The sequence below is a fragment of the Dickeya oryzae genome (assembly GCF_020406815.2).
Taxonomy (GTDB): domain Bacteria; phylum Pseudomonadota; class Gammaproteobacteria; order Enterobacterales; family Enterobacteriaceae; genus Dickeya; species Dickeya oryzae.
The window spans coordinates 2,796,379-2,819,602 of record NZ_CP162670.1; the positions used below are offsets into that span (position 1 = coordinate 2,796,379).

General features: G+C 51.4%; 20 protein-coding genes, 2 tRNA genes and 1 pseudogene. 12 read left to right on the top strand and 11 right to left on the bottom strand.

The annotated features are described in order from the left end of the window. Positions 1–174 precede the first annotated feature (174 nt). Positions 175–642, top strand: a complete 468-nt coding sequence (locus LF929_RS12330) for a glycine zipper 2TM domain-containing protein (protein WP_012884366.1) — start codon at positions 175–177, stop codon at positions 640–642. A gap of 456 nt (positions 643–1,098) precedes the next feature. Here LF929_RS12330 and slyA read toward each other — a convergent pair whose 3' ends face one another. Beyond that, a complete protein-coding gene (gene slyA, locus LF929_RS12335) occupies positions 1,099–1,536 on the bottom strand; it encodes a transcriptional regulator SlyA (RefSeq protein WP_012884365.1) in 438 nt (145 codons plus the stop codon). Between the two features lie 172 nt (positions 1,537–1,708). Continuing rightward, a complete protein-coding gene (locus LF929_RS12340; protein WP_016942497.1) occupies positions 1,709–1,948 on the bottom strand; it encodes a DUF1289 domain-containing protein in 240 nt (79 codons plus the stop codon). 282 nt (positions 1,949–2,230) lie between these two features. Here LF929_RS12340 and gloA point away from each other — a divergent pair, with 282 nt between their 5' ends. Both gloA and rnt read left to right on the top strand, forming a co-directional pair. Beyond that, on the top strand, positions 2,231–2,638 hold the full coding sequence (gene gloA, locus LF929_RS12345) for a lactoylglutathione lyase (RefSeq protein ID WP_019845813.1): 408 nt from the start codon (positions 2,231–2,233) through the stop codon (positions 2,636–2,638). A 131-nt stretch (positions 2,639–2,769) separates the two neighbouring features. Continuing rightward, positions 2,770–3,450, top strand: a complete 681-nt coding sequence (rnt, locus tag LF929_RS12350; protein WP_038907668.1) for a ribonuclease T — start codon at positions 2,770–2,772, stop codon at positions 3,448–3,450. A 98-nt stretch (positions 3,451–3,548) separates the two neighbouring features. On the opposite strand, the gene LF929_RS12355 is transcribed toward rnt, so the two are convergent. Next, on the bottom strand, positions 3,549–3,899 hold the full coding sequence (locus LF929_RS12355) for a Grx4 family monothiol glutaredoxin (RefSeq protein WP_016942500.1): 351 nt from the start codon (positions 3,897–3,899) through the stop codon (positions 3,549–3,551). A gap of 329 nt (positions 3,900–4,228) precedes the next feature. On the opposite strand from LF929_RS12355, the gene LF929_RS12360 reads away from it, so the two are divergent. After that, complete coding sequence (locus LF929_RS12360; RefSeq protein ID WP_038907667.1) at positions 4,229–5,248, top strand: C40 family peptidase; 1,020 nt, start codon at positions 4,229–4,231, stop codon at positions 5,246–5,248. Between the two features lie 101 nt (positions 5,249–5,349). Here LF929_RS12360 and LF929_RS12365 read toward each other — a convergent pair whose 3' ends face one another. After that, positions 5,350–5,439, bottom strand: a complete 90-nt coding sequence (locus tag LF929_RS12365) for a YnhF family membrane protein (protein WP_023640084.1) — start codon at positions 5,437–5,439, stop codon at positions 5,350–5,352. A 385-nt stretch (positions 5,440–5,824) separates the two neighbouring features. Between LF929_RS12365 and purR the strand changes: the two genes are divergently transcribed. Together purR and cfa are read left to right on the top strand one after the other, a co-directional pair. Beyond that, on the top strand, positions 5,825–6,850 hold the full coding sequence (gene purR, locus LF929_RS12370; RefSeq protein ID WP_016942503.1) for an HTH-type transcriptional repressor PurR: 1,026 nt from the start codon (positions 5,825–5,827) through the stop codon (positions 6,848–6,850). A 427-nt stretch (positions 6,851–7,277) separates the two neighbouring features. Further along, complete coding sequence (gene cfa / locus LF929_RS12375) at positions 7,278–8,429, top strand: cyclopropane fatty acyl phospholipid synthase (protein WP_038907666.1); 1,152 nt, start codon at positions 7,278–7,280, stop codon at positions 8,427–8,429. 146 nt (positions 8,430–8,575) lie between these two features. On the opposite strand, the gene LF929_RS12380 is transcribed toward cfa, so the two are convergent. Further along, the gene (locus tag LF929_RS12380) at positions 8,576–9,235 is read right to left on the bottom strand and encodes a riboflavin synthase (RefSeq protein ID WP_019845818.1); all 660 of its coding nucleotides are present in this window, start codon (positions 9,233–9,235) and stop codon (positions 8,576–8,578) included. Positions 9,236–9,514: 279 nt separating this feature from the next. Here LF929_RS12380 and LF929_RS12385 point away from each other — a divergent pair, with 279 nt between their 5' ends. From LF929_RS12385 to LF929_RS12395, 3 genes are all read left to right on the top strand, one after another. Beyond that, positions 9,515–10,888, top strand: a complete 1,374-nt coding sequence (locus LF929_RS12385; protein ID WP_210175050.1) for an MATE family efflux transporter — start codon at positions 9,515–9,517, stop codon at positions 10,886–10,888. A 156-nt stretch (positions 10,889–11,044) separates the two neighbouring features. Continuing rightward, positions 11,045–11,121 (top strand) — tRNA-Val (locus LF929_RS12390). A gap of 36 nt (positions 11,122–11,157) precedes the next feature. Then, positions 11,158–11,234: transfer RNA gene (locus LF929_RS12395), tRNA-Val, on the top strand. Positions 11,235–11,496: 262 nt separating this feature from the next. Here the strand turns inward: LF929_RS12395 and LF929_RS12400 are convergent. From LF929_RS12400 to licT, 4 genes are all read right to left on the bottom strand, one after another. Beyond that, entirely contained in the window at positions 11,497–12,681 is a 1,185-nt protein-coding gene (locus LF929_RS12400; RefSeq protein WP_210175900.1) for an alpha/beta hydrolase-fold protein, read from the bottom strand. 375 nt (positions 12,682–13,056) lie between these two features. Then, positions 13,057–14,454, bottom strand: coding sequence for a glycoside hydrolase family 1 protein (locus LF929_RS12405; protein ID WP_210175899.1), 1,398 nt, complete (start codon positions 14,452–14,454; stop codon positions 13,057–13,059). A gap of 33 nt (positions 14,455–14,487) precedes the next feature. Further along, positions 14,488–16,437, bottom strand: coding sequence for a PTS beta-glucoside transporter subunit IIABC (gene bglF / locus LF929_RS12410; protein WP_226093185.1), 1,950 nt, complete (start codon positions 16,435–16,437; stop codon positions 14,488–14,490). Positions 16,438–16,747: 310 nt separating this feature from the next. Further along, positions 16,748–17,599, bottom strand: a complete 852-nt coding sequence (licT, locus tag LF929_RS12415; RefSeq protein ID WP_029456478.1) for a BglG family transcription antiterminator LicT — start codon at positions 17,597–17,599, stop codon at positions 16,748–16,750. 692 nt (positions 17,600–18,291) lie between these two features. On the opposite strand from licT, the gene pykF reads away from it, so the two are divergent. The 3 genes and pseudogenes from pykF (at position 18,292) to LF929_RS12430 (ending at position 21,599) form a co-directional block, all read left to right on the top strand. Beyond that, complete coding sequence (gene pykF, locus LF929_RS12420; RefSeq protein ID WP_038907654.1) at positions 18,292–19,704, top strand: pyruvate kinase PykF; 1,413 nt, start codon at positions 18,292–18,294, stop codon at positions 19,702–19,704. Between the two features lie 118 nt (positions 19,705–19,822). Continuing rightward, positions 19,823–21,081, top strand: a pseudogene (locus tag LF929_RS12425) (IS4 family transposase). A 281-nt stretch (positions 21,082–21,362) separates the two neighbouring features. Then, positions 21,363–21,599, top strand: coding sequence for a major outer membrane lipoprotein (locus tag LF929_RS12430; protein WP_012769424.1), 237 nt, complete (start codon positions 21,363–21,365; stop codon positions 21,597–21,599). Positions 21,600–21,899: 300 nt separating this feature from the next. Here the strand turns inward: LF929_RS12430 and LF929_RS12435 are convergent, their stop codons facing one another. Beyond that, positions 21,900–22,904, bottom strand: a complete 1,005-nt coding sequence (locus tag LF929_RS12435) for a L,D-transpeptidase family protein (protein ID WP_038904011.1) — start codon at positions 22,902–22,904, stop codon at positions 21,900–21,902. 108 nt (positions 22,905–23,012) lie between these two features. Beyond that, a complete protein-coding gene (locus tag LF929_RS12440) occupies positions 23,013–23,177 on the bottom strand; it encodes a hypothetical protein (protein ID WP_193744502.1) in 165 nt (54 codons plus the stop codon). Between the last annotated feature and the right edge of the window lie 47 nt (positions 23,178–23,224).

Genomic DNA, 23,224 nt, shown 5'->3' on the forward strand with positions numbered 1-23,224 from the left:
TTCTCAAGGAACTTTATAACGCGTTTATTATCAATTTAGTCGCGCTATTCTATCTTTGACGTTAATCGACACAGTAGAATGGTGCGTTCGACCACGCCATAATGCGACAAGAGATAATTCGTCGGCTCAGGCTGCGCCCTCCGACACAGACACAGCTATAACAGGAGTCTTTCTATGATGAAACGTTTTCTCGTGATCACTTTAGCAGGTATCACACTGGCGGGTTGTGCTAACACCAGTACCCTGTCAGGAGACGTTTATAGTGCATCTGAAGCCAAACAAGTCCAGACGGTAACCTACGGTACCGTTGTCTCCACCCGTCCGGTACAGATTCAGGCCGGGGAAGACAGCAACGTCATCGGTACGATCGGTGGCGCGGTACTGGGCGGACTGGTGGGGAATACTATCGGTCGTGGTACGGGTCGTAATCTGGCAACAGCGGCAGGCGCGGTTGCAGGTGGCGTTGCGGGTAACAGCATTGAAGGCGCGGTTAACCGCGTTCAGGGGGTTGAGCTGGAAATCCGTAAAGATGACGGCAGCACCATCATGGTGGTACAAAAACAAGGCGACACCAAATTCCACGCTGGTCAGCGTGTAGCGATGGCCAGCAATGGTCGTTCCATCACGGTATCTCCTCGCTAAGCGATAATAATCAATCACCACCCAATGGGTGGTGATTGTCTTATCGCCCTCATCCGACTCGCCTGTTCAGATATTCGTACGCTATACCCGTTATAACGTCATACCTGTTATAACTTCAGGTTACAGGAATGTTGGCGTTATCAGTCCAGTCCTGACTTTTACCCTTCAGGTCTGCGACCTATCGAACACAACGCCGCTCCCAACAACGTTGCACATTATCTCAGTGACTTATTCATGCCAGTCACTTCAAATACGCCCGATTACCGCATTGCAAGATTCATCATGAATCTTGCCCTGAAGGGTTAACGCCTTGCACAACATACAATTGAGCAACATAAAATTGAACAATATGTTATTGAACAACACGCAAGCGCACTGTCCCGCAACTCGAATCATTGTGAGTATATATTGCCTGAAATTCGAATTACCTGCCGGGACATTTACTGCTTCGATTAATTAAGACTGAGTCTCATGTAATGCCAATATGTTTTTTTCCAGCCGGGAGATAATAGTGGCTAACTCATCTACTTCGGCAGGAGTAATACCATCTAATATTTCGCTGCGTGTTTGATCAATAACATCATTGACCGCCTGAATGATCGGATCGGCCATATCGGTTAACAGAATACGTTTGGCGCGTCGATCATGGGCACAAATATGTCGGGTAATTAACCCTTTGTCTTCCAGCTGATCCAACGTTCGCACCAACGAAGGCTGTTCTATTCCAATCGCCTTGGCAAGTTGAATTTGGGACTGCCCCGGAGGCAGTTGGTGAATATTATGCAGCGTGACCCAGTGAGTTTGAGTGAGCTCTAGAGGCTTCAATCGATGATCAATCAAAGCACGCCATACACGAACCAACCGAGCTAAATCAGAACCTAACGGCAATTCCATCACCTCTCCTTATAGTTAGCATACTAAGCAACTTCCCTGGATTGCAATCAACTCTGATTTAAAACGAAAGTTTTATAAAAAGGTCTTATTGTTATCTATCTATTCTAGCAAATAATAATTAATTAAAAATGATCTTGAACTTAATTTATGCCATTAAATATCACCATGTCGATTAAAACAGGGTCGGCTGTTCCGGTTCTGAGGATGTTGAATTTTTCTCATTTCGCTGCGAACGCTTCATCCTTTGGCGGCATAATCGTAGCACATCCTGTTTTTGCGCATCGCTCATCGTTCCCCAATTAAAGCGCTCGTTACGGCTTCGAAAACAACCACGGCAGAAGCCCCGGTCATCCGCCTGACAGATACCGCGGCACGGGTTGGGAACGGGAAAAAGCTCGAGCTGCTCGGCCACAGTACCTCCTCATCCGACGTCTTTATTGAAACCTTGATTGCGGCCACTGGCAAGCCTTACGTGGCGTTAATGCGCAATTAACCGCCATATTTCCGTTTGTCCTGGCTGTTTGGCGGCAAACGCGCATCAAAACAGGACTCAGCGACACGATACATCTCTCAGCCACAGGTTTGGACTCCCCCCAGCAACGACGCTATACTCTGGCCCTATTGTTTCAGACGATAACGGAATACCGCCGATATCGTCCAGACGGTTAACCCACGGATCAAAATAGGGGTCATTATGCGTTTACTTCACACCATGCTACGCGTTGGCGACCTGCAACGCGCTATCGATTTTTATACCAAGGTACTGGGCATGCGTCTGCTGCGCACCAGCGACAATCCTGAATATAAATATTCTCTGGCATTTGTCGGCTACACCGAGGAAAGCGAAGGCGCGGTGATCGAACTGACCTACAACTGGGGTGTAGACAGCTATGACATGGGTACCGCCTTTGGTCATATCGCACTGGGTGTGGATGATGTTGCCGGAGCGTGTGAGCGTATTCGTCAGGCGGGCGGCAAAGTGACCCGTGAAGCAGGCCCGGTCAAAGGCGGCACGACGGTGATCGCCTTCGTTGAAGACCCGGATGGCTACAAGATAGAACTGATTGAGCGTTCGCAAGCCGGTCAGGGCCTGGGTAACTGATTCTATCCTTGTCTGTTCAGGTGCCGACGGCACCTGCCTTTTCCGGGGGGACAACGCCATGTCCGGCTGCTGCATCCCCCGACACATTTGCCATAATGCGCACTGCATGTTGCTGAAGAAATAAGAAACGAATGGCTGAGAAAAATGACCTGAATGCGCTGAATGCGCGTTTTCGTGGCTTTTACCCTGTGGTGATTGACGTTGAAACCGCCGGATTCAACGCGAAAACTGATGCGCTGCTGGAAATTGCAGCCGTAACGCTGAAAATGGATGAAAACGGTTGGTTACAGCCGGACGACACCTTACATTTTCATATCGAACCCTTTGAAGGCGCGATTCTGCGGCCTGAAGCGCTGGCGTTTAACGGTATCGACCCGAGTAATCCTCTGCGCGGTGCGGTGAGTGAATATGACGCCCTGCACGATATTTTTAAAGCCGTTCGCAAAGGTATCAAAGACCAGAATTGTAGTCGTGCGATCATCGTGGCGCATAACGCGACCTTCGATCACAGCTTTCTGATGGCGGCGGCTGAGCGTTGCGGCCTGAAACGCAACCCATTCCACCCGTTTGCCACTTTTGATACCGCCGCGCTCAGCGGGTTGGTACTGGGGCAAACCGTGTTGGCCAAAGCCTGTATTGCTGCGGAGATCCCTTTCGACGCCAGTCAGGCACATTCGGCACTGTATGATACCGAGCGTACCGCACAGCTGTTTTGTGAACTGGTCAATCGGTGGAAACGGATGGGAGGTTGGCCGCTGGCGGGCGGTGTCGGCGATACCGAAGACGCGCCACTGGCTGTCGACGAAGAATAAGAGCGGTACAACTACTGTTCACACGCCGACCTAATGCTGGCGTAAACAACGATAAACAGACTGTCAGGCAGCGCAATACTGCCTGACAATAAGGAAGATTACTGCTGGTCTTCCTGCTCGGAACGGTATTTGTCGGCAGTCTCTTTAATCAACTTTTGCAGTTCGCCGCGCTGATACATCTCAATCACGATGTCGCAACCGCCAACCAATTCACCATCCACCCACAATTGCGGGAATGTCGGCCAATTGGCATATTTCGGCAATTCGGCGCGGATATCCGGGTTCTGCAAAATATCTACATAAGCAAAACGTTCGCCACACGCCGACAACGCCTGTACTGCCTGAGCAGAAAAACCACAGCTTGGCAGTTTGGGAGAGCCTTTCATGTACAGCAGAATCGGGTTTTCAGCAATCTGGCGCTGAATTTTTTCAAGTGTCGTTGTCGTCATTCTATTGCTTCCTCAAGCGCGTGATGAACGGCCCTGTAGGACCGCTCATATGACTCGCGGCAAACCGTGGCATACCGCTTCTTTTGTTTTGTATTCTAACGATAGCGACGGCCACAAAAAAACGCTATCTTTTATAGGGTTTTATCCGGACGACGCATACCGGTACAAAGCGACGCCAAATCGCCTGATAATTAAGCAGCAAACGCTGTTGTTAACGTTTTCTCACTATTTTGTAGTAGGATTATTCTATCTCCCGCTTTTTTATCAGGTCATTTTCGGGAATACTGTGAAGATTGAACGATTGAGGACAACATTCGGTCAGAACTATCATGCGGTTATTTATTACGCTCTTTCTATTATTTTTCAGTAATCTATTTTCTGGTCTGGCGCTTGCTAATCCGCATGGCGGTGCAGTGTTACCTCGCAAATCTGGCGTAGAAACGGCGAATAAAGCGCTTGATGAGTCCAAAAAGAACAAAGTTGCCAAAAACGCCAACAAAAAAGGTGCGGAGCCGACGCACGGCAAAAAACCGGAGAAAAACGCGAAGTCTACGCCAGCCAAAACCGTAGCCAGTCATGATAAAAATGCGAAGTCGCACAATGACAAGAAGTCTGCGGACAAAAAGTCAGTGGCGGTCGCCGCCCATTCCCTTCATACAAAATCGCAGCCTGAGAAAAGCACACATACTGCCAGCGCTCATGCAACTAAAGCGGTATTAGCTAAAACGACAAAAAAAGAAACAACAAAGAAAGAGACGCTTGCGCAAGCTAAAACCAGCCATAAAGCCCATGAGCTGGCGGTGGCTAAAACCGCACACAAAAAAGGTAAAGCGGCGGTCGACGAAGAAGATGAGGTAGCGGCCACCTCTTCACATGGTAAAAGCAAGAAAGGTAAACACGATAAAGCGCCGTTGACCATCAGTGCTGCTCACCAAAAACGCTATCAGCACGCTAAATTAACGGCCATGAACAAGCTGATGAGCCAAATAGGTAAACCTTATCATTGGGGCGGTTCAACACCTTATTCAGGTTTTGATTGCAGCGGGCTGGTGTATTACGCCTATAAAGATGTGGTAAAAATCCCGATTCCGCGTACAGCCAATGAGATGTTCCACCTGCGCGATGCGGCCCCCATCAAGAAAAGCGAACTGGAAAGTGGCGACCTGGTGTTCTTTCGCATCACCAACCGCGGTGCAGCCGACCACGTTGGCGTCTACCTGGGTAATGGCCGTTTCATCCAGTCACCGCGTTCGGGTTCCGATATCAAGATCAGTAAATTAAGTGAAGATTACTGGCAGGATCATTATGTCGGCGCTCGCCGCGTGGTGACACCGAAGACCATTCGCTAACAGATATGCGCTGGATAATCACCGACTAGATTTAATTAATAACGAGAAAAGGGGCATTAGCCCCTTTTCTGTTTTCTTTTTACGCTACTGGCGATCGGTTATCAGTTCAATACCGCAGTGAAGCTAAAAACAATGATCACCACCAGTGCGACCAACGTACTACACAGCGACATTTTCAAATTTGTATCCATCGTATTCTCCTGTATATGACTGATGATCGCCGTCATCCCGTTATGTCTGAATCAACACCGTATCCCGGCGGATGGGCAAACACACAAAGTATAGGTCTATTATTACCCAACTGAAGTCAAAAAACCGGTTTCTGCATCACAGAGATAACACGAATTGCCTCTTCCCCTTTTGCTCTAAATCGGCCAAAATCCGCAGTTTACCGTGTACACTGCGTTGGTCGAAGCGTCAGCCCTCCCTTCAAGCTACACACCTCGGCATGTCTCCTACTGAAATGTTGCCTTGTTGTCCAGCAGGAGCAAAATTCACGCAGGCAAACGATTAACAACATATTTACTGCTGTAACAGACACGCGACTGTAACAGATGAGTTCAGGAGTCACTTTAGATGGCAACGATTAAAGATGTGGCAAAACGCGCAGGCGTTTCAACCACAACCGTATCACACGTGATTAATAAAACACGTTTCGTCGCCGAAGAGACCAAGGCTGCGGTACGCGCAGCTATTGATGAATTGCATTACTCACCCAGTGCGGTGGCCCGAAGCCTGAAAGTCAACCACACCAAATCTATCGGGCTGCTGGCCACCTCCAGCGAGGCCCCCTATTTCGCCGAAATTATCGAAGCGGTGGAAAACAGTTGCTACGCCAGAGGCTATACGCTGATTCTGTGTAACTCTCACAATAATCAGGATAAACAGCGTGCGTACCTGTCCATGCTGGCGCAAAAACGTGTTGATGGCCTGCTGGTGATGTGTGCCGAATACCCGCCTGAACTACTGTCAATGCTGGCGGATTATCGCCATATCCCGATGGTTGTCATGGATTGGGGCGAAGCGCACAGCGATTTCACCGATACCATTATTGATAATGCGTTTGCCGGTGGGTATATGGCCGGTCGCTATCTGATTGAGCGCGGTCACCGCGATATCGGTGCCATCCCCGGCTCTCAGGGGCGCAATACCGGCAGCGGACGTTATTTGGGCTTTCTGAAAGCGCTGAAAGAAGCGGATATTTCCCTGCGTGAAGAGTGGGTGGTTCAGGGGGATTTTGAACCCGAATCCGGCTACAAAGCCATGCACCAGATTCTGGCGCAAAAACAGCGACCGACAGCGGTATTCTGCGGCGGCGATATTATGGCGATGGGGGCGATTTGTGCAGCGGATGAACTGGGCCTGCGTGTACCACAGGATATTTCGGTGATCGGTTATGACAATGTGCGCCACTCCCGCTATTTTACGCCAGCGCTCACGACCATTCATCAGCCGAAGGAACGACTAGGACAAGCGGCATTCTCCATGCTGCTTGACCGCATCACCAGCAAACGCGAGGAAGCGCAAACCATCGAAGTCCACCCGACGCTGATCGAGCGTCGTTCCGTGGCCGATGGTCCGTATCTCGATTACCGCCGTTAATGAATTAGCCAGACGATTTCGTTATCGCACGCAGGTGTGTCAACCGCCGCTATACCGCGCAGTAGAGCGCCAAAGCGTGTCTCCCTGGTCCCCTAATATAGAACGCAATGTGCTGCTTTAGCCCGATGAATCTTGTCGCCGGGCTAAAGCAGTCATACACTTGTCACTGTCATTGACAACAATAACCATGATCAGACGATGCTTTTAGCAATACGCATCGCCTTACTTTTTCTACCCCACTAATGACTGTTGCACCGTTTGTCACGGCCGGGGTAGACGCCTTTCGTGTCGGCTTGTCTCTTATTTTCCTCTGAGGCTCTCAGGGATAGACGATGACGTGTGGAATGGGTACATCGAATACCCTTCATCGCGTGGTGGTCTGGTTTATCCCGTGTAACGCATGTATCTGGCAAGGTAGGGAGAAGTTATGAGTTCATCTTATGTGGAGGATCTGGGTACCCCCAGTCAACCCTGGTTCCAACTGGTTAATGAAATGCTGTCGGCCGCTGATATCGCGATTAACGGCTCGCGACCGTTTGATATTCAGGTCAAAAATCCTGAACTGTACAAGCGCATATTGCGTGACGGGTCACTGGGTCTGGGCGAAAGTTACATGGATGGCTGGTGGGAATGTGAACGGCTGGACATGTTTTTCCACCGTGCGATACGCGCCGGGCTGGAGAAGCAACTACCCCAGCGTTGGCAGGATACGCTACGGATACTGATGGCGCGCCTGACCAATCTGCAATCGCGTCGGCGGGCATGGATTGTGGGTAAGGAGCATTACGACCTCGGTAATGATCTTTTCAGCCTGATGCTAGACCCGTACATGCAGTACTCCTGTGGTTACTGGAAACAAGCCGAAACGCTCGAGCAGGCACAACAAGATAAGCTGCGACTCATTTGCGAGAAATTGCAGTTACGCCGCGGGATGACACTGCTGGATATCGGCTGCGGCTGGGGCGGCCTGGCCGAATTTGCCGCCCGCCATTACGGTGTCAGCGTCACCGGTGTGACCATCTCCCGCGAGCAACAGGCACTGGCGCAGCAGCGCTGTCAGGATCTGGATGTCACCATTCTGCTACAGGACTACCGCGATCTGAACCGGCAGTTTGACCGTATCGTTTCCGTCGGCATGTTCGAACATGTCGGTCCGAAAAATTACGATACCTACTTCCAGGTGGTCAGAAAAAACCTCAAATCCACCGGTCTGTTCCTGTTGCATACCATCGGTGCCAACGAAACCAGCCTGAAGGTCGATGCCTGGATAGACAAATACATCTTCCCTAATGGGTGTTTACCCTCAGTGCAGCATATCGCCCAACGCAGCGAGCCTTATCTGGTCATGGAAGACTGGCACAATTTCGGCGCGGACTATGACCGCACCCTTATGGCCTGGCACGAGCGCTTCCAGCAGCACTGGCCTACCTTGTCGGCACGCTACCCCGAGCGCTTTCGGCGGATGTTCGGTTATTACCTTAACGCCTGTGCTGGCGCGTTTCGTGCACGCAACATCCAACTCTGGCAGGTGCTATTCAGTGTCGAAGGAATTGAAGGCGGTATGCGCGTGGCACGATGACCGGGTGGGTGGCACATCGCCCACGCTCCCCTACCGTTCTCGTACCTCGTATTAAGCACCTCAAATAAAAACCGGCAGTCAGACTGCCGGTTTTTATTATGGCTAACAGGAATAACGCGCACTCAGACGCCTTTTTATTCACCCAATTATTCACTCTTCGCGGCAAGCTCTGCTGCCGCAAGCGCTTGTTGCTGCTCAGCCTGACGAGCCATAACACGCTCAACCGTGTCGATAATGGCCTGAGTCTGCGGGTCAATCTCGATATTGATGCGGGCGCCCAGTCGTTTTTGTCCCAGCGTCGTGCGTTGCAGGGTTTCTGGGATCAGGTGTACGCAGAAACGACTGCGGGTCACTTCACCGACCGTCAGGCTGATACCGTCAATACCAATAAATCCTTTGTGCAACACATATTTCATCTGTGATTCATCAGACAAGCGGAACCAGATCTGATGATTATTTTCCGACGTCAGAATTTTCACTATTTCAGCGGTACACATGATATGACCAGACATGACATGCCCGCCAATCTCATCGCCATATTTGGCTGCACGCTCCACATTAACCCGATCGCCGACGTTCACGTCACCCAGATTGGTCAACCGCAGAGTCTCTTTGATCAGATCAAAACTCACCCGGTCGCCGTCGATATGGGTGACAGTCAGGCAGCAACCGTTGTGCGCTACGGATGCGCCCGTTTCCAGTCCCGGCAACAGTTCGGGGGGCAGTTGAACGACATGGGTGCGGAAATTGGGTTTTTCATCGACGGACACGACGGTCGCCGTGCCCTGAACAATACCGGTAAACATGGTGTTGAGCTTGCCTCCTGATCAGTAATAGGCGTGAACGCCCTAAAACAGCGGGGCGACATAGCAGTCGACGCCCGGCAGTGGCGACGTTCACTTATGTCTGGCAGTTTGCACCATATCATCAGGAAAACCAAACGGGATCATTCTCTGTCAGTCAATCATTGGTTTACTGTTGGCAAATAGTTACAATACTTCATCTTTTTTCGTAAAAATAAAGGATGATTGTCTTTCTCTCCTCATTAGAGATCTCTCTCCATCCTGCATTAGGAAGGTGTTTTCGTGCAGAAGTACTTATCAGAAGCCCGTCATTTGCTGGCGCTGGCTATTCCGGTCATCATCGCGCAAGTATCACAAACCTCAATGGGTGTGGTGGATACCATCATGGCAGGCTCCTACAGCGCCACGGATATGGCCGCCGTAGCCGTAGGGACATCCATCTGGTTGCCTGTCATCCTGTTCGGCCACGGTTTGCTAATGGCGCTCACCCCCGTTGTGGCGAACCTCAACGGTTCCGGACGTCGGGACCGCATCGCGCATCAAACCCAGCAAGCCTTTCTGCTGGCGACAGGCATTTCCATCCTGACCATGGTGGTGCTTTATCAGGGGAAATACGCAATCAACCTGATGCATGACGGCGCGCCGGAGCTGGCTGACAAAGCGGTGAACTATCTGCATGCGTTACTGTGGGGCGCGCCCGGTTATTTGTTCTATCAGGTATTGCGCAGTCAGTGCGAAGGGCTATCCAAAACCAAGCCAGGTATGGTGATCGGCTTTATCGGCCTGTTGATTAATATCCCCATCAACTACGTGTTTATCCACGGTAAACTCGGCATGCCGGAACTGGGTGGTGTTGGCTGTGGCGTGGCGACGGCCTCCGTATACTGGATAATGATGCTGATGATGGCGGTCTATTCCCGCAGCGCTTACTGGCTGAAAGATATCCGCCGGTTCAACACCCCGTTAAAGCCGGATTGGACGGTACTCCGGCGGTTGTCTGGTCTGGGGTTGCCGATAGCACTGGCGATGTTATTCGAGGTGACACTATTTGCCATCGTCGCCCTATTGGTGTTGCCTCTCGGGGTCGTGAATGTGGCAGGGCACCAGATTGCGCTTAATTTCAGTTCACTGATGTTCGTACTACCGTTATCGGTGGGCGTTGCTGCAACCATTCGCGTCGGCCACCGCCTGGGCGAAGGATCGGCACCGGCCGCCCGGGTGGCGGCGCGCACCAGTATTGCGGCCGGTGTGTTACTGGCTATATGCACCGCTATCTTTACCATTACGCTGCGTGAGCCTATCGCCATGCTGTACAACAAAAACCCCGATGTCGTGGCGATGGCATCGCATTTGATGCTGCTGGCAGCGGTCTACCAGCTCTCTGATGCCGTGCAGACTATCGGCAGTGGCGTCTTACGTGGTTATAAAGATACGCGTGCTATCTTCTTCATCACGTTCATCGCTTACTGGTTGCTGGGGTTGCCCAGCGGTTATGTGCTGGCGCTAACTGATATCGTGGTGCCACGTATGGGGCCTGCAGGATTCTGGTGGGGATTTATCATCGGCCTGACCTCCTCCGCCACCATGATGGTACTGCGGATACGCTGGGTACAGCGCCAGTCGCCAGATCGTATTCTGGCACGAGCCGCACGCTAAAGACGACAGAGCGCCGAAAAAAGCGGCGCTCTGTCTACAAGCTCGTCAATCAGTGAGATACAACGGGAATTTTTCGTTTTTCTCCTTGCAAGCGTCCATCCAGCCCGTTAATATTCGTCCCCGCTGTCGCCCTGACAGCTGCTGATAAAAAATAATGCGTTCATAGCTCAGTTGGTTAGAGCACCACCTTGACATGGTGGGGGTCGTTGGTTCGAGTCCAATTGAACGCACCATTTTTTAGTCATTAGCCTTTCGCTAATGTGCACGTTGCGACCGTAGCTCAGTTGGTTAGAGCACCACCTTGACATGGTGGGGGTCGGTGGTTCGAGTCCACTCGGTCGCACCATTTCTGGTCATATCCCGTAATAACTATCTCTATAATCACTATATCTGTAATAACTATCCTGCAAGAAGACACTCACGTCATTTCCACCCGATAGCGCTCTCAGACAATATCGTTTTAGTAACCTGGCAGCATGCTGGCCAGAGAGCGCTTATTTCCAGCTATCTCACCGCCCTTTATCTCCAGAACACGCATCTCCGGCACGCCAATCATTATCATAAACGGGCAGGATACCCTGCCCATGTTTTTACCCGGTAGGCGGGTGTTATTTAAATATCTTCTGCACAAACTCGATATAGGCCGGACGCCAGACGTCCATTTCATGCCCTAAGCCAGGGTATTGCCGGTAATCGAATTTGACGCCTTTCTGTTCCAGTTGCGTTTTCAACCCAGCGATATCTTTACCCGTGACGGTATCTTTTTCACCCACGGCTACGCTGAAATTATGCAGTTGCCGATTGATAGTAGCGGCATTCCCCAGTTGTGCGGTGACCTGTGCATTCGGTACGGTTTCCGTCGTCACACCGCTGAAGGTTGCCAGCCAGCCGAAATAATCCAGATGACTCATGCCGGACACCAACGCCTGATATCCCCCCTGAGACAACCCGGCCAGCGCGCGGCCATCAGCATCCCGACGGGCATTGAAGCGTTCGCTGACCAGCGGAATAATGTCATGGATCAGCTCGCGATCAGCGGCGGCGGCATTACGCGGATAGAACACCTTACGCCGATCTTTCGGCAGAAAATCTTCCGCTATCGCGTCTTTCGCATCGGTCTCGGTATCCGGGATCACCACCAGCATCGGTGTGATTTTTTTCTCCGCCAGCAGGTTATCCATGATCTGGGGGATACGCCCTTGTCTGACGGCAGAATCCCCGGCATCACCAAACCCATGATAGAAATACAACACGGGCAGCGGCTTACCGGTACCGGTGTATCCCGGTGGCGTCCAGACATAAATCTGCCGTTCTGATTTCAGCGACGCTGAATGGTAGGTCACCGTACGCAGTTCACCATGTGGCACCGCCCGTGTATCCAGCACGCTTCCGGGTACCAGAATCATACTGGTATTGACCTGACGCTGCGGTTTGGGGAAAGCGGAACCGGTATCAATACTGCGAAAACCATCCACATTAAAAAAATACTCATACAGATTGGGCTGCTTTGGCTCGCTACGCCACGACCAGACACCCAGCTCGTTTTTTACCATCGGGTGGGCAACCCAGGTTTCCGGCGTTGCACCGGTCACGACATTCACCGATTTCGCCGCCGGTGCAAACAACCGAAACGTAATACTGTTATCCGCGTTAACCTGTGACAAATACTGTTTCGTCGGCACATCAACACGTGGTAGTTCTGGGATAGCCCCCGAAGCGGCTAACGCCGTCAGTGGTGCCGAGATGCTCAGTGCAGAGAACAACAGGTACAGACAGGTTTTCCTGGTTTTCATTATTAACCTCTTTTTGTCGGTGCAGGGAAAAGAAACACACTGTGTCAATAAAACGGCCCCAGCTCACGTAACGTGATGGACACCCGGCTGGTAGTTGACGATGCTACGGTAGCGGGCGCAGGATTGTCCGCGATCGACGTAGCGGTTTTCGTTATGCTGCTAACATTATTTTTCACACGCTTATCGGCCATAAAACACGCTCTGATTGGTGTGATAAAAATCAAAACATTATTTTCAGGTGCACGCTCTCGCCCCAATACAGAAAGAATTGAGACTGTGATGTTACCGCTAAAAATAACTGTCATGACCCACGTTGCAGGTATACCAGTACACCTGCAACGTGGATATTCCGACTATTATTGGGTCGTCATATTGTTAGCGTGTCAGCGTTTTTCCGTTGCTGGCAATAACGGACTGATACCAATAGAAGCTCTTTTTACGCCGCCGTTCCAGCGTTCCCCTGCCAGTATCATCACGGTCGACATAAATAAAACCGTAGCGCTTTGACATTTCCGCTTTTGAGGCACTGACCAGGTCAATTGGCCCCCAGCAGGTATACCCTACTACGTCCACACCATCGGCAATCGCTTCGCTCACCTGTACCAGATGATCATTTAAATAACGGATACGATAATCATCGTGTATTTCGCCATTGTCTTCGATTTTATCTTTCGCCCCCAGGCCATTCTCAACAATAAATAATGGCTTTTGATAGCGGTCGTACAAGAAATTCAGTAAATACCGCAACCCCAGCGGATCAATCTGCCAGCCCCATTCAGAACTTTCTAAATAGGGGTTCGGCACCATATTCAAAATATTGCCACGCGTTTTTTCGAGTTGCGCTTCATCGGTGCTGACACAGCCGGTCATATAATAACTAAACGAGATAAAATCGACGGTAGCGGTCAGATCCTGCTTGTCCTGCTCCGTTATCATCAGCGTGATACCTTGCTCACGGAAATAACGCTGCATATATCCAGGGTACGCACCGCGTACCTGCACATCACCGAAGAAGAGCCATTCCCGATTCTGGTGCAGGCTTTCCATCACATCTTCCGGTTTGCTGGTCAGCGGGTAGAGCATCGCCCCCAGCAGCATATTGCCGATTTTCGCGTCCGGAATGATGTCGTGGCAGGCTTTTACTGCCCTGGCACTCGCGACCAGTTGATGATGGATAGCCTGATAAATCGCCGCTTTGCTGCTGTCTGGTGGCAACCCAACACCGGTAAACGGCGCGTGGAGCGACATGTTGATCTCATTGAATGTCAGCCAACGCTTCACCTTGTGCTGGTAACGCGCAAACACCGTGCGGGCATACCGCTCAAAACAATCGATGGTCAGACGATTTCCCCAGCCGCCATGCTTTTTCACCAGTCCATACGGCATTTCATAATGTGACAACGTCACTAATGGCTGAATACCGTGTTTTGCCAGCTCATCAAACAGCCGATCGTAAAATGCCAGCCCCGCTTCATTCGGTTCCTGCTCATCGCCCTCGGGAAAAATACGCGTCCAGGCAATGGATACACGCAGGCAGGTAAAGCCCATTTCAGCAAACAACGCGATATCTTGCGGATAACGATGATAGAAATCGATCGCCACATCTTTAATACCGCTGTCGCCAGGCTGGCGCGCCACAATATTGCCGAAAATCCCCTGCGGCTGTAAATCTGAGGTGGAAAGCCCTTTTCCATCCGTCAGATAGGCACCTTCCACCTGGTTGGCGGCAATCGCACCGCCCCATAAAAAGTGTTCCGGGAAAGGATTACTCATCACTGATCTCCTGTATCGCTATTCACGCATTATTCAATATACCAGCTGTACCAGCGGTGTATTGGTATCGACCTTGCCACTGGCGACGGGCGTTACCCCTTGATAATTCTCACTATTGGTAATCACTATCGGCGTGGTAAGGTCGTATCCTGCCGCCTCAATCGCCGGGCTATCAAACTCCAGCAGCAGATCACCTCGCCGCACCACATCACCGACACGCACATGCACAGTAAAGTAGCGGCCATCCAGCCGGACAGTATCAATACCAACGTGTATCAATATTTCTGCGCCGCCCCTTGATGCCAGACCAATGGCGTGGTGGGTCTTAAACACTGACATGACGGTGCCGTCTACCGGCGCACAGAGCCGCCCCTGTAAAGGCCGGATAGCAACCCCTTTGCCCATCACGCCGCTGGCAAAGGTGCGATCGGTGACCTGCGCTAACGGCACGACCTCACCCACCAACGGACTACACAGTTCTTCCGCGCAAACCCGGTTTTCGCCACAAGTAAAGGAGTCATCACGAGTAACGGGTTCATCGTGAACCACACCAGTGTGATCCGGTGTCGCGGCGGGTTGCGTTGTACTTTCCACCACCGCCTCTTGTGCGTCATCTTTCGGTATGCCGAATGCCCAACTGGTTATCGCCGCGAACGTGAACGCTGCCAGTGTCCCGATGACAGCCGCCCAGACGCTGCTATCTACACCGGTCGACGGAATGATCTGGGTAAAGGTAAAAATGCTCGGGAAACCAAACGAATAGATGGTGGTGTGGAAATACCCCATGACCGCCGCACCCACCGCTCCCCCGATGCAACCAAAGATGAAAGGACGGCGTAGTGGTAACGTCACGCCGTATACCGCCGGTTCAGTGATACCGAAAATCGCGGCGGAAAACGCCGAACCAGCAATCCCTTTACGCTTCATGTCGCGGGTGCGCAGTAGTACGCCAAGCGTTGCGCCAGCCTGGCCGAGTACCGCTGGCGTCAACAGTGGCAGCAGCGTGTCATGCCCCATTACGCTCAGGTTATTCAGCATCAGCGGCACAAACCCCCAGTGCAGGCCGAAAATCACACACACCTGCCAAAATGCCCCCATGACCGCGCCAGCCAGCATCGAGTTCAAGCCATACAACCATTGATACCCGCCCGACAGCATCTGGCTAAGCCAGGTGGCACTGGGACCAATCACTAAAAATGTCAGTGGGACGCTGATGGCAACGCACAGCAACGGCGTGAAGAAATTGCGAATATTGGCGTGCAGCCAATGGTTTAACGGTTTTTCCAGTTTGCAAGACACCCAACTGGCGAACAGGATCGGAATGACCGACGAACTGTAATTAATGAAGGTTATCGGGAGACCCAAAAAATGGAGTATCGGATGATCGGGTGCCTGCATGGCGCTAAAAGCGGCGATCATACTGGGGTGAACCAGCGTGGCGCCAATCACCAGTGTCGTAAACGGGTTACCGCCAAATTTCTTGCCCGCGGTATACCCCAGCACAATCGGGAAAAAATAGAACAACGCATCACTGGCGGCAAACAGCAATTTATAGGTGCCGCTGCTCTCCACGATTATCTGGGTGGCAATGCCCAGCGCCAAAAACCCTTTCAGGATCCCCATTGCCGCCATCACACCGACGAAGGGCGTAAAAATACTGGAAATAATATCGATAAAGCGGGCTAGCAGGTTCTCTTTCTTCTCTTCTGACGAAGCAGAGGGGTCGCTAAAACGCGCCATGCCATCAAGCGATAGTAATGCCTGATAGACCTCCGCGACCTGATTACCCACCACGACCTGAAACTGCCCGCCACTTTCCACCACCATAATAATGCCGGGATTATTTTTCAGGGCATCCGCATGGGCAGCAGCATTATCTTTTAATTTAAACCGCAAGCGCGTGGCGCAATGGATCACGCTGATAATATTATCCTGCCCCCCTACGCCCTCTTTTATCTCACTGGCTAATGTTTCGTAATTCATGGTGATATCCTTAATACTCAGTCCATGCCCGAAGAAAACTGCTGAGTGGCTGCGCTCTACGCTATCAGTAAACCTTGATGTCAGCGCACCTGGGTTTGCGGCAAAAAAAAACCTGAACCGTTTCATTGCGGCGTAACGCTCACAAAAAACGATTCAGGTTTTGCCTGTATTCTCCTTAGTGGGAGATACAGTCGCAATCCATATTTCTTACATTACAGACTACCAGCGTAGTGTATTCTGACAAGCGTTTCGCACCGGTCATCGGCTATTTTGTGATGTCACGCAATATTCTGTTGCTCGCTGCCAGCATTTATTTTTTCGCCTGTTCCTGTAATTCAGCACGCACCCGCTCAATATGAATAGTCAGAAACATCAACTCTTCTTTTGTCAGTTGGTACTGGTAATTCAGTATCATGTGATCCTGAATTTTCTCGGCACACCGATACGCCAGACTGTATTTCTCTTTTACCACATCGTGTAGCGACTCATCGTCACTGGAAACCGGTATACGCCCCAATAAACGCTGGGCAAAAAACTTCAGGTGGGTGACAAAGCGATGATAGCTGAACGCCTGCTCGTTATAGTCAAGATGGAGATGGTACTTAACAATATTCAGTATCTCCTGCATGATGCGGGTGATACGCATCACTTCCGGCATATGGCTATCTAATTGTGCATTCACCAGGTGCAATGCAATAAAGCCCGCCTCATCCTCCGGTAGCCGCACCCCCAAACGCTGGTGAATGATGTCCAGCGCCTCCAGCCCGACGGCGAACTCTTTTTGATACAACCGTTTTACTTCCCACAGCAGTCCATTAGGGATATCCACACCTTGTCGATGCCGTTCAATGGCAAAATGGCAATGGTCGGTCAGCGAGATGTAAAGGCTGTTTTGCAGGTTTCCGGTCAGTTTTTCTTTTGCCAGCGCGATGATGCGATCCGCTGTCGTCACCACCTCCAGCGGAATACGCTCCAGCACATCACTCAGGCGCGCGGTCAGTTCGCTACTGCGCAAAGAAAAAACCTTCTCGACAAGGGTGGTGTCCAGCCTCTCGCCCGGCCGTTTTTTAAACGCCAGTCCTCGCCCCATCACCACCTGTTCGTTACCCTGCTCATCGATGACCGTGACGACATTATTATTCAGTATTTTAGCGATCTTCATTGTTCGACCCCTGAAAACAAAAAAACCAGACGCTCGCCACCGCGAACATCTGGTTTTGCCTGCCAACGGCAGTAACAACCCCGGGCTGCACACCGCCACGACGCCACCCTCACGCCTGACCATCTACAACCTGTTGCTAACTTACCACCAGCCTACAAGGGCTCAACCGCCCGGTGATGGAAACGTGACCGGATCGACACAAAGCCAGCATTATCACGACAAATTATTGTCAGACCTGTCACTGACGCCTCACGTTTAGCGCCATCGCCACACCGACAGCCAGATGTTTTTCGTGCATTTGCGCAACAAGTTTGTGTAAAAACAATAAATCGTACGTTTTTTTGCGCAAGAGCACGAAAATACGTGCTATACAGCCCTTCAACAGCTTGTATCTCTTTGCCTGATAACTATAATACGGAACGTTGTTTCATTGAATGGTTTCAGCGAATCCACGTGCCACTGATAAAAATACAACCAACAACATACTCCTCAGGGATATTGCCGCCTCGCCCACTTCTTACTATGGGCAATATCCAGTCACGTGCTTCTTCACTCTCCCTCGTCTGTCACCATCTATACTTATCATTCTCTCGCAATCGCAAGCATATTGTCCCCGACGGTCAAGTTTCAGTCTCAGCTAACCGCCGGTCATCCTGTTTTTTTATCCATCACAACTTGTAGAAACTACCGTTATGAAAAAGACCAAAATTGTTTGTACTATCGGCCCGAAAACCGAATCAGAGGAAGTACTGGGCAAGCTGCTGGACGCCGGTATGAACGTCATGCGCCTGAACTTCTCTCACGGTGACTACGCCGAACATGGTCAGCGCATCAAAAATCTGCGTGCCATTACAGAAAAAACTGGCCAGAAAGCAGCCATCCTGCTGGATACCAAAGGCCCGGAAATTCGTACCATCAAACTGGAAAACGGTGCAGACGTTTCTCTGACTGCGGGCCAGACCTTCACCTTCACCACCGATACCAGCGTTGTCGGTAACAAAGAACGCGTGGCGGTCACTTATGCGGGTTTTGCTGATGACCTGAGCGTTGGTAACACCGTGCTGGTCGACGATGGCCTGATTGGCATGGAAGTCGTCGCAATCAACGGCGGCGAGGTCGTGTGTAAGGTACTGAACAACGGCGACCTCGGCGAAAACAAAGGGGTTAACCTGCCGGGCGTTTCCATCCAGTTGCCAGCACTGGCGGAAAAAGACAAACGCGACCTGATTTTCGGTTGCGAGCAAGGCGTCGATTTCGTTGCAGCATCCTTTATTCGTAAACGTTCTGACGTAGAAGAGATCCGTGCCCACCTGAAACAGCACGGTGGCGAGCACATCCAGATCATTTCCAAGATCGAAAATCAGGAAGGCCTGAACAACTTCGACGACATCCTGGACGCTTCTGACGGCATCATGGTTGCCCGTGGCGATCTGGGTGTTGAAATTCCGGTTGAAGAGGTGATCTTCGCCCAGAAGATGATGATCGAAAAATGCAACCTGGCTCGCAAAGTGGTGATCACCGCAACGCAGATGCTGGATTCCATGATCAAGAACCCACGCCCCACCCGCGCTGAAGCCGGTGACGTTGCCAACGCCATCATCGACGGTACTGACGCCGTCATGCTGTCTGGCGAGAGCGCCAAAGGCAAATACCCGCTGGAAGCGGTCAGCATCATGGCGACCATCTGCGAACGTACTGATAGAGTCATGACATCACGGCTGGATAAACTGCAAAACACCAGCAAACTGCGCATTACCGAAGCGGTATGCCGCGGTGCGGTGGAAACGGCAGAGAAACTGGAAGCTCCGCTGATCGTGGTTGCCACCCATGGCGGTAAATCTGCCAAGTCTATCCGCAAATACTTCCCAACTGCCCGCATTCTGGCGCTGACCACCAACGAAATCACCGCCCGCCAGCTGCTGCTGAGCAAAGGTGTGGAAACCATGCTGGTGAAAGAAATCGCCTCTACCGATGATTTCTACCGCATTGGTAAAGAAGCCGCGCTGAAGAGCGGTTTAGCGCAGGAAGGCGATGTGGTTGTGATGGTTTCCGGTGCGCTGGTACCGAGCGGCACTACCAACACTGCGTCAGTCCACCGCCTGTAATTCGATAATGAGAATTTTTTAAAGCGCCCTGCGGGGTAATGCCGATCGTTTAAGGATCGGTTGACCGATCCGGTGGCTGATGTAAAAAGGGTTCATGTCTTCACATGGACCCTTTTTAATGGAACTTTCACAGGCCCTCGGCATTATCAATCTTACTGCTCCCGATGAAGTTCAGAGTCTTGCCGACCTCCTTTCCCCCGACCTTATTCAGCAGGCCTTTACCCTCACGGATACCGTGACGCTACGTAAGCGTAAGCTTCCCCTCGAATCCATGGTCTGGCTGGTTATAGGTATGGCTATTTTCAACAACAAGCCTGTGTCCCATATCGTCAATCTGATGGACATCGCTGACCGGACTGGCAGACCTTTTACCGCACCCAGCTCCGTCATTGCCCGCCGCAAAACGCTGGGTGAGGATGCCATTAGAGTTCTGTTCGAACTGACACAACAGCACTGGCATGAGGAATCCCGGCATCCGCTCTGGAACGGGCTGACGCTGAACGCCGTTGATGGCGTGGTCTGGCGAACGCCCGACACACCGGAAAATGCCGCTGCCTTCGCGAAAGCGGAAAATCAGTACGGTGAAAAAGGCTTCCCGCAGGTCCGCATGGTGTGTCTGATGGAACTGAGCAGTCACCTGCTGCGCGCCAGCGTGATGGGCCGGTATGACGTTAATGAGATGCGGCTGGCGGCAGGACTGGCACAGGGCAGGTGAGAACCGCCACTGGTTGTTGCCGCTGAAAAAGGGCACGCAGTATGAGGTGATACGCAGACTGGGCAGGCAGGATGAACTGATAACGCTGAAGACCTCGCCACAGGCAAGAAAACAGTGGGAAGGTCTGCCGGATGAGCTCACTGTCCGGTTAATCAGCAGGAAGGTTAACGGTGTGGAACGTCAGGTTGTCACATCGATGACGGACGCGATGCGTTACCCGGCGGCAGACATAGCAGAACTCTACAAACACCGGTGGGAAATCGAACTGGGGTATCGTGAGGCGAAGCAGTTCCTGTGCGGCAACCGCTGGACGCTGAGAAGTAAATTACCGGAGATGGTGAGACAGGAGCTGTGGGGGATACTGCTGACATACAACCTGGTGCGGTATCAGATGGTGAAAATGGCGTTCAGCCTGAAAGGAGATTATCTGCCGTATCAGCTGAGCTTCAGCGGTTCGGTGGCAGAAATAATGCGGCTGTTAATCGGGCTGCCATGGTCCTCACCGGGAGCAGTACCGGGACACCTGAAACACTTCTACAGCAATGCCGCGATGCTGAAACTGCCGCCGAGACGGGAGCGGGAGTATGAAAGAGAAGTGAGGCAAAAAAAGCCCAAATACCCTTTTAAAAACAATGCCAGTCACCTTAAGTGACTGGCATTAGCCCTGCGGGGCGCTTTTTTATTTTTCGCGATAGGTGTCGATGATAAATAGCACGATCGGTTAGACAAAAAAGATATATCCACGGCCATGAAAGCTACAGGACTCTGATAAAATGGCCCTGTTTTCCTTACTTTTTTAACCTGTTTGTAAAACTCGATGATTCTTTGAGCGAACGATCAAAATTAAGCATGTTCCCATCAAAAATTTATTCTCATCAGAAAACGGTTTGTGTAATACTTGTAACGCTACATGGAGATTAACTCAATTTAGAGGGTATTAATAATGAATCGTACTAAACTGGTACTGGGCGCGGTAATCCTGGGTTCCACTCTGCTGGCTGGTTGCTCCAGCAACGCTAAACTGGATCAGCTGTCTTCTGACGTTTCTTCTCTGAACGAGAAAGTATCTGCTCTGACCAGCAAAGTTGACGCTCTGGCTACCGACGTGCAGGCTGCTAAAGATGACGCAGCTCGTGCTAACCAGCGCCTGGACAACCAGGTTCGTACTTACAAAAAGTAAGAACTGGTTGACTGAAAAATGGCGCACTCCTGTGCGCCATTTTTTTTGCCCTTCGTTTTACACCTCTGCCCTCACCACTCACATCACCACAGACTCATGCGTGCCGCCAATCTGGCGCAGTACCGTCTCATGTTGTATATGACAACCCCGTGTATTCGGACGAGGCGACTGAGCCCGCTCCCCCCTCTGAAGGCTTATACTCCTGATGAGTTATCTCTCTGAGTAGTTATCTACCTGAAGGACTACTGAGGACAGTGTCAGAACGCCCGTTCACGCATGGCGCTCTGACACCCGTTGCCGTTAGTGGGACGATGACGTCTTCACCGCCGATATCGGCGCGGCGTTTTGCGGTAGCAATGACGATGGCTGCTGAGGAACAGTCTGCCCGGTATTGACCAGCACCGGCATACCAGAGCGACGCGCAATCGCGTTATGAACAGCGTCAGTATCGGTATCGCCATTGTGGATAAAAGCCTTCACTTTCTGGTTCAGGGCAATCACCATGGTTTGCGGGTCATCTTTATCGGTATGAGACAGCGGCTGATGCACTTCGACATACCGTTTCCCATCCGGCTCCACCGCAATCTTGATAGGCTCATTGATGATCTGTACACGGGTGCCTACCGGCACGTCATTAAACAACGCCTCAATGTCTTCCGGCCGCAAACGGATACAACCGGAACTCACCCGCATGCCGATACCAAAATCGGCGTTAGTGCCGTGGATAGAGTACACCCCGCCGCTTTTCTCCAGCCGCAGTGCAAACAATCCCATCGGGTTATCCGGCCCACCGGGTACCATAGCGGGTAAATCAATACCCTGTTCTTTGTAATGACGCCGCGTATTAGCGGTCGGGATCCAGGTCGGATTCGGGCGACGCTCAATAACGTGGGTCACCATTACCGGTGTATTACGACCAAGCTGGCCGATGCCGATAGGATAGACGATGACGGTGTTTTTCCCTTTAGGAAAATAGTAGAGCCGCAGTTCTGCCAGATTTACCACAATCCCTTCTCGCGGCGTATCCGGCAGCAGCATTTGCAGCGGGATAGTCAGGCTGGAGCCAGGTTTTGGCAGATAGGGATCGGTACCCGGATTAGCTTCCAACATCCCCAGCAAACCAATTTTAAATTTGGCGGCAATGGTTTCCAGTGGGTGACCATCATTAGGTACGGTGTAGCTAATATTTTCCCCAATCAGGCGGCTATCTGGGGGTGGCAGAGGATATTCCGTCGCGCTGGCAGGCTGTATGCCCGTCAGGCAGGATGCAAACAATAATCCCATCAGGGTAAGCGCACGTTTCATTATGAGTTTCCTGTTGTAATTCTGAAGATAGGGTGAGCGCCAGAGTATGCGTCAGGTCTGCGTCTGTCACAGGCGCGGAAGCATCGCCACCGGCGGGCACTTTCTTTCTTATTTCTTATCAATAGGTTGAATCTCTTTCGTCATTGGAAAGCCCCAAGGATAAAAGCAGGGTAGCAGGAAATCCACCGGATGGATTCCGAAATGTGACACATCAAAGCGCAGAAATAGCGCGCTGTCGGTACGAATAGCCATCAGGTAACGGATAATAGTCACCGACAATATTCCCTCATACCGTCAGCCCTGCCCCCTCTCATATTCCC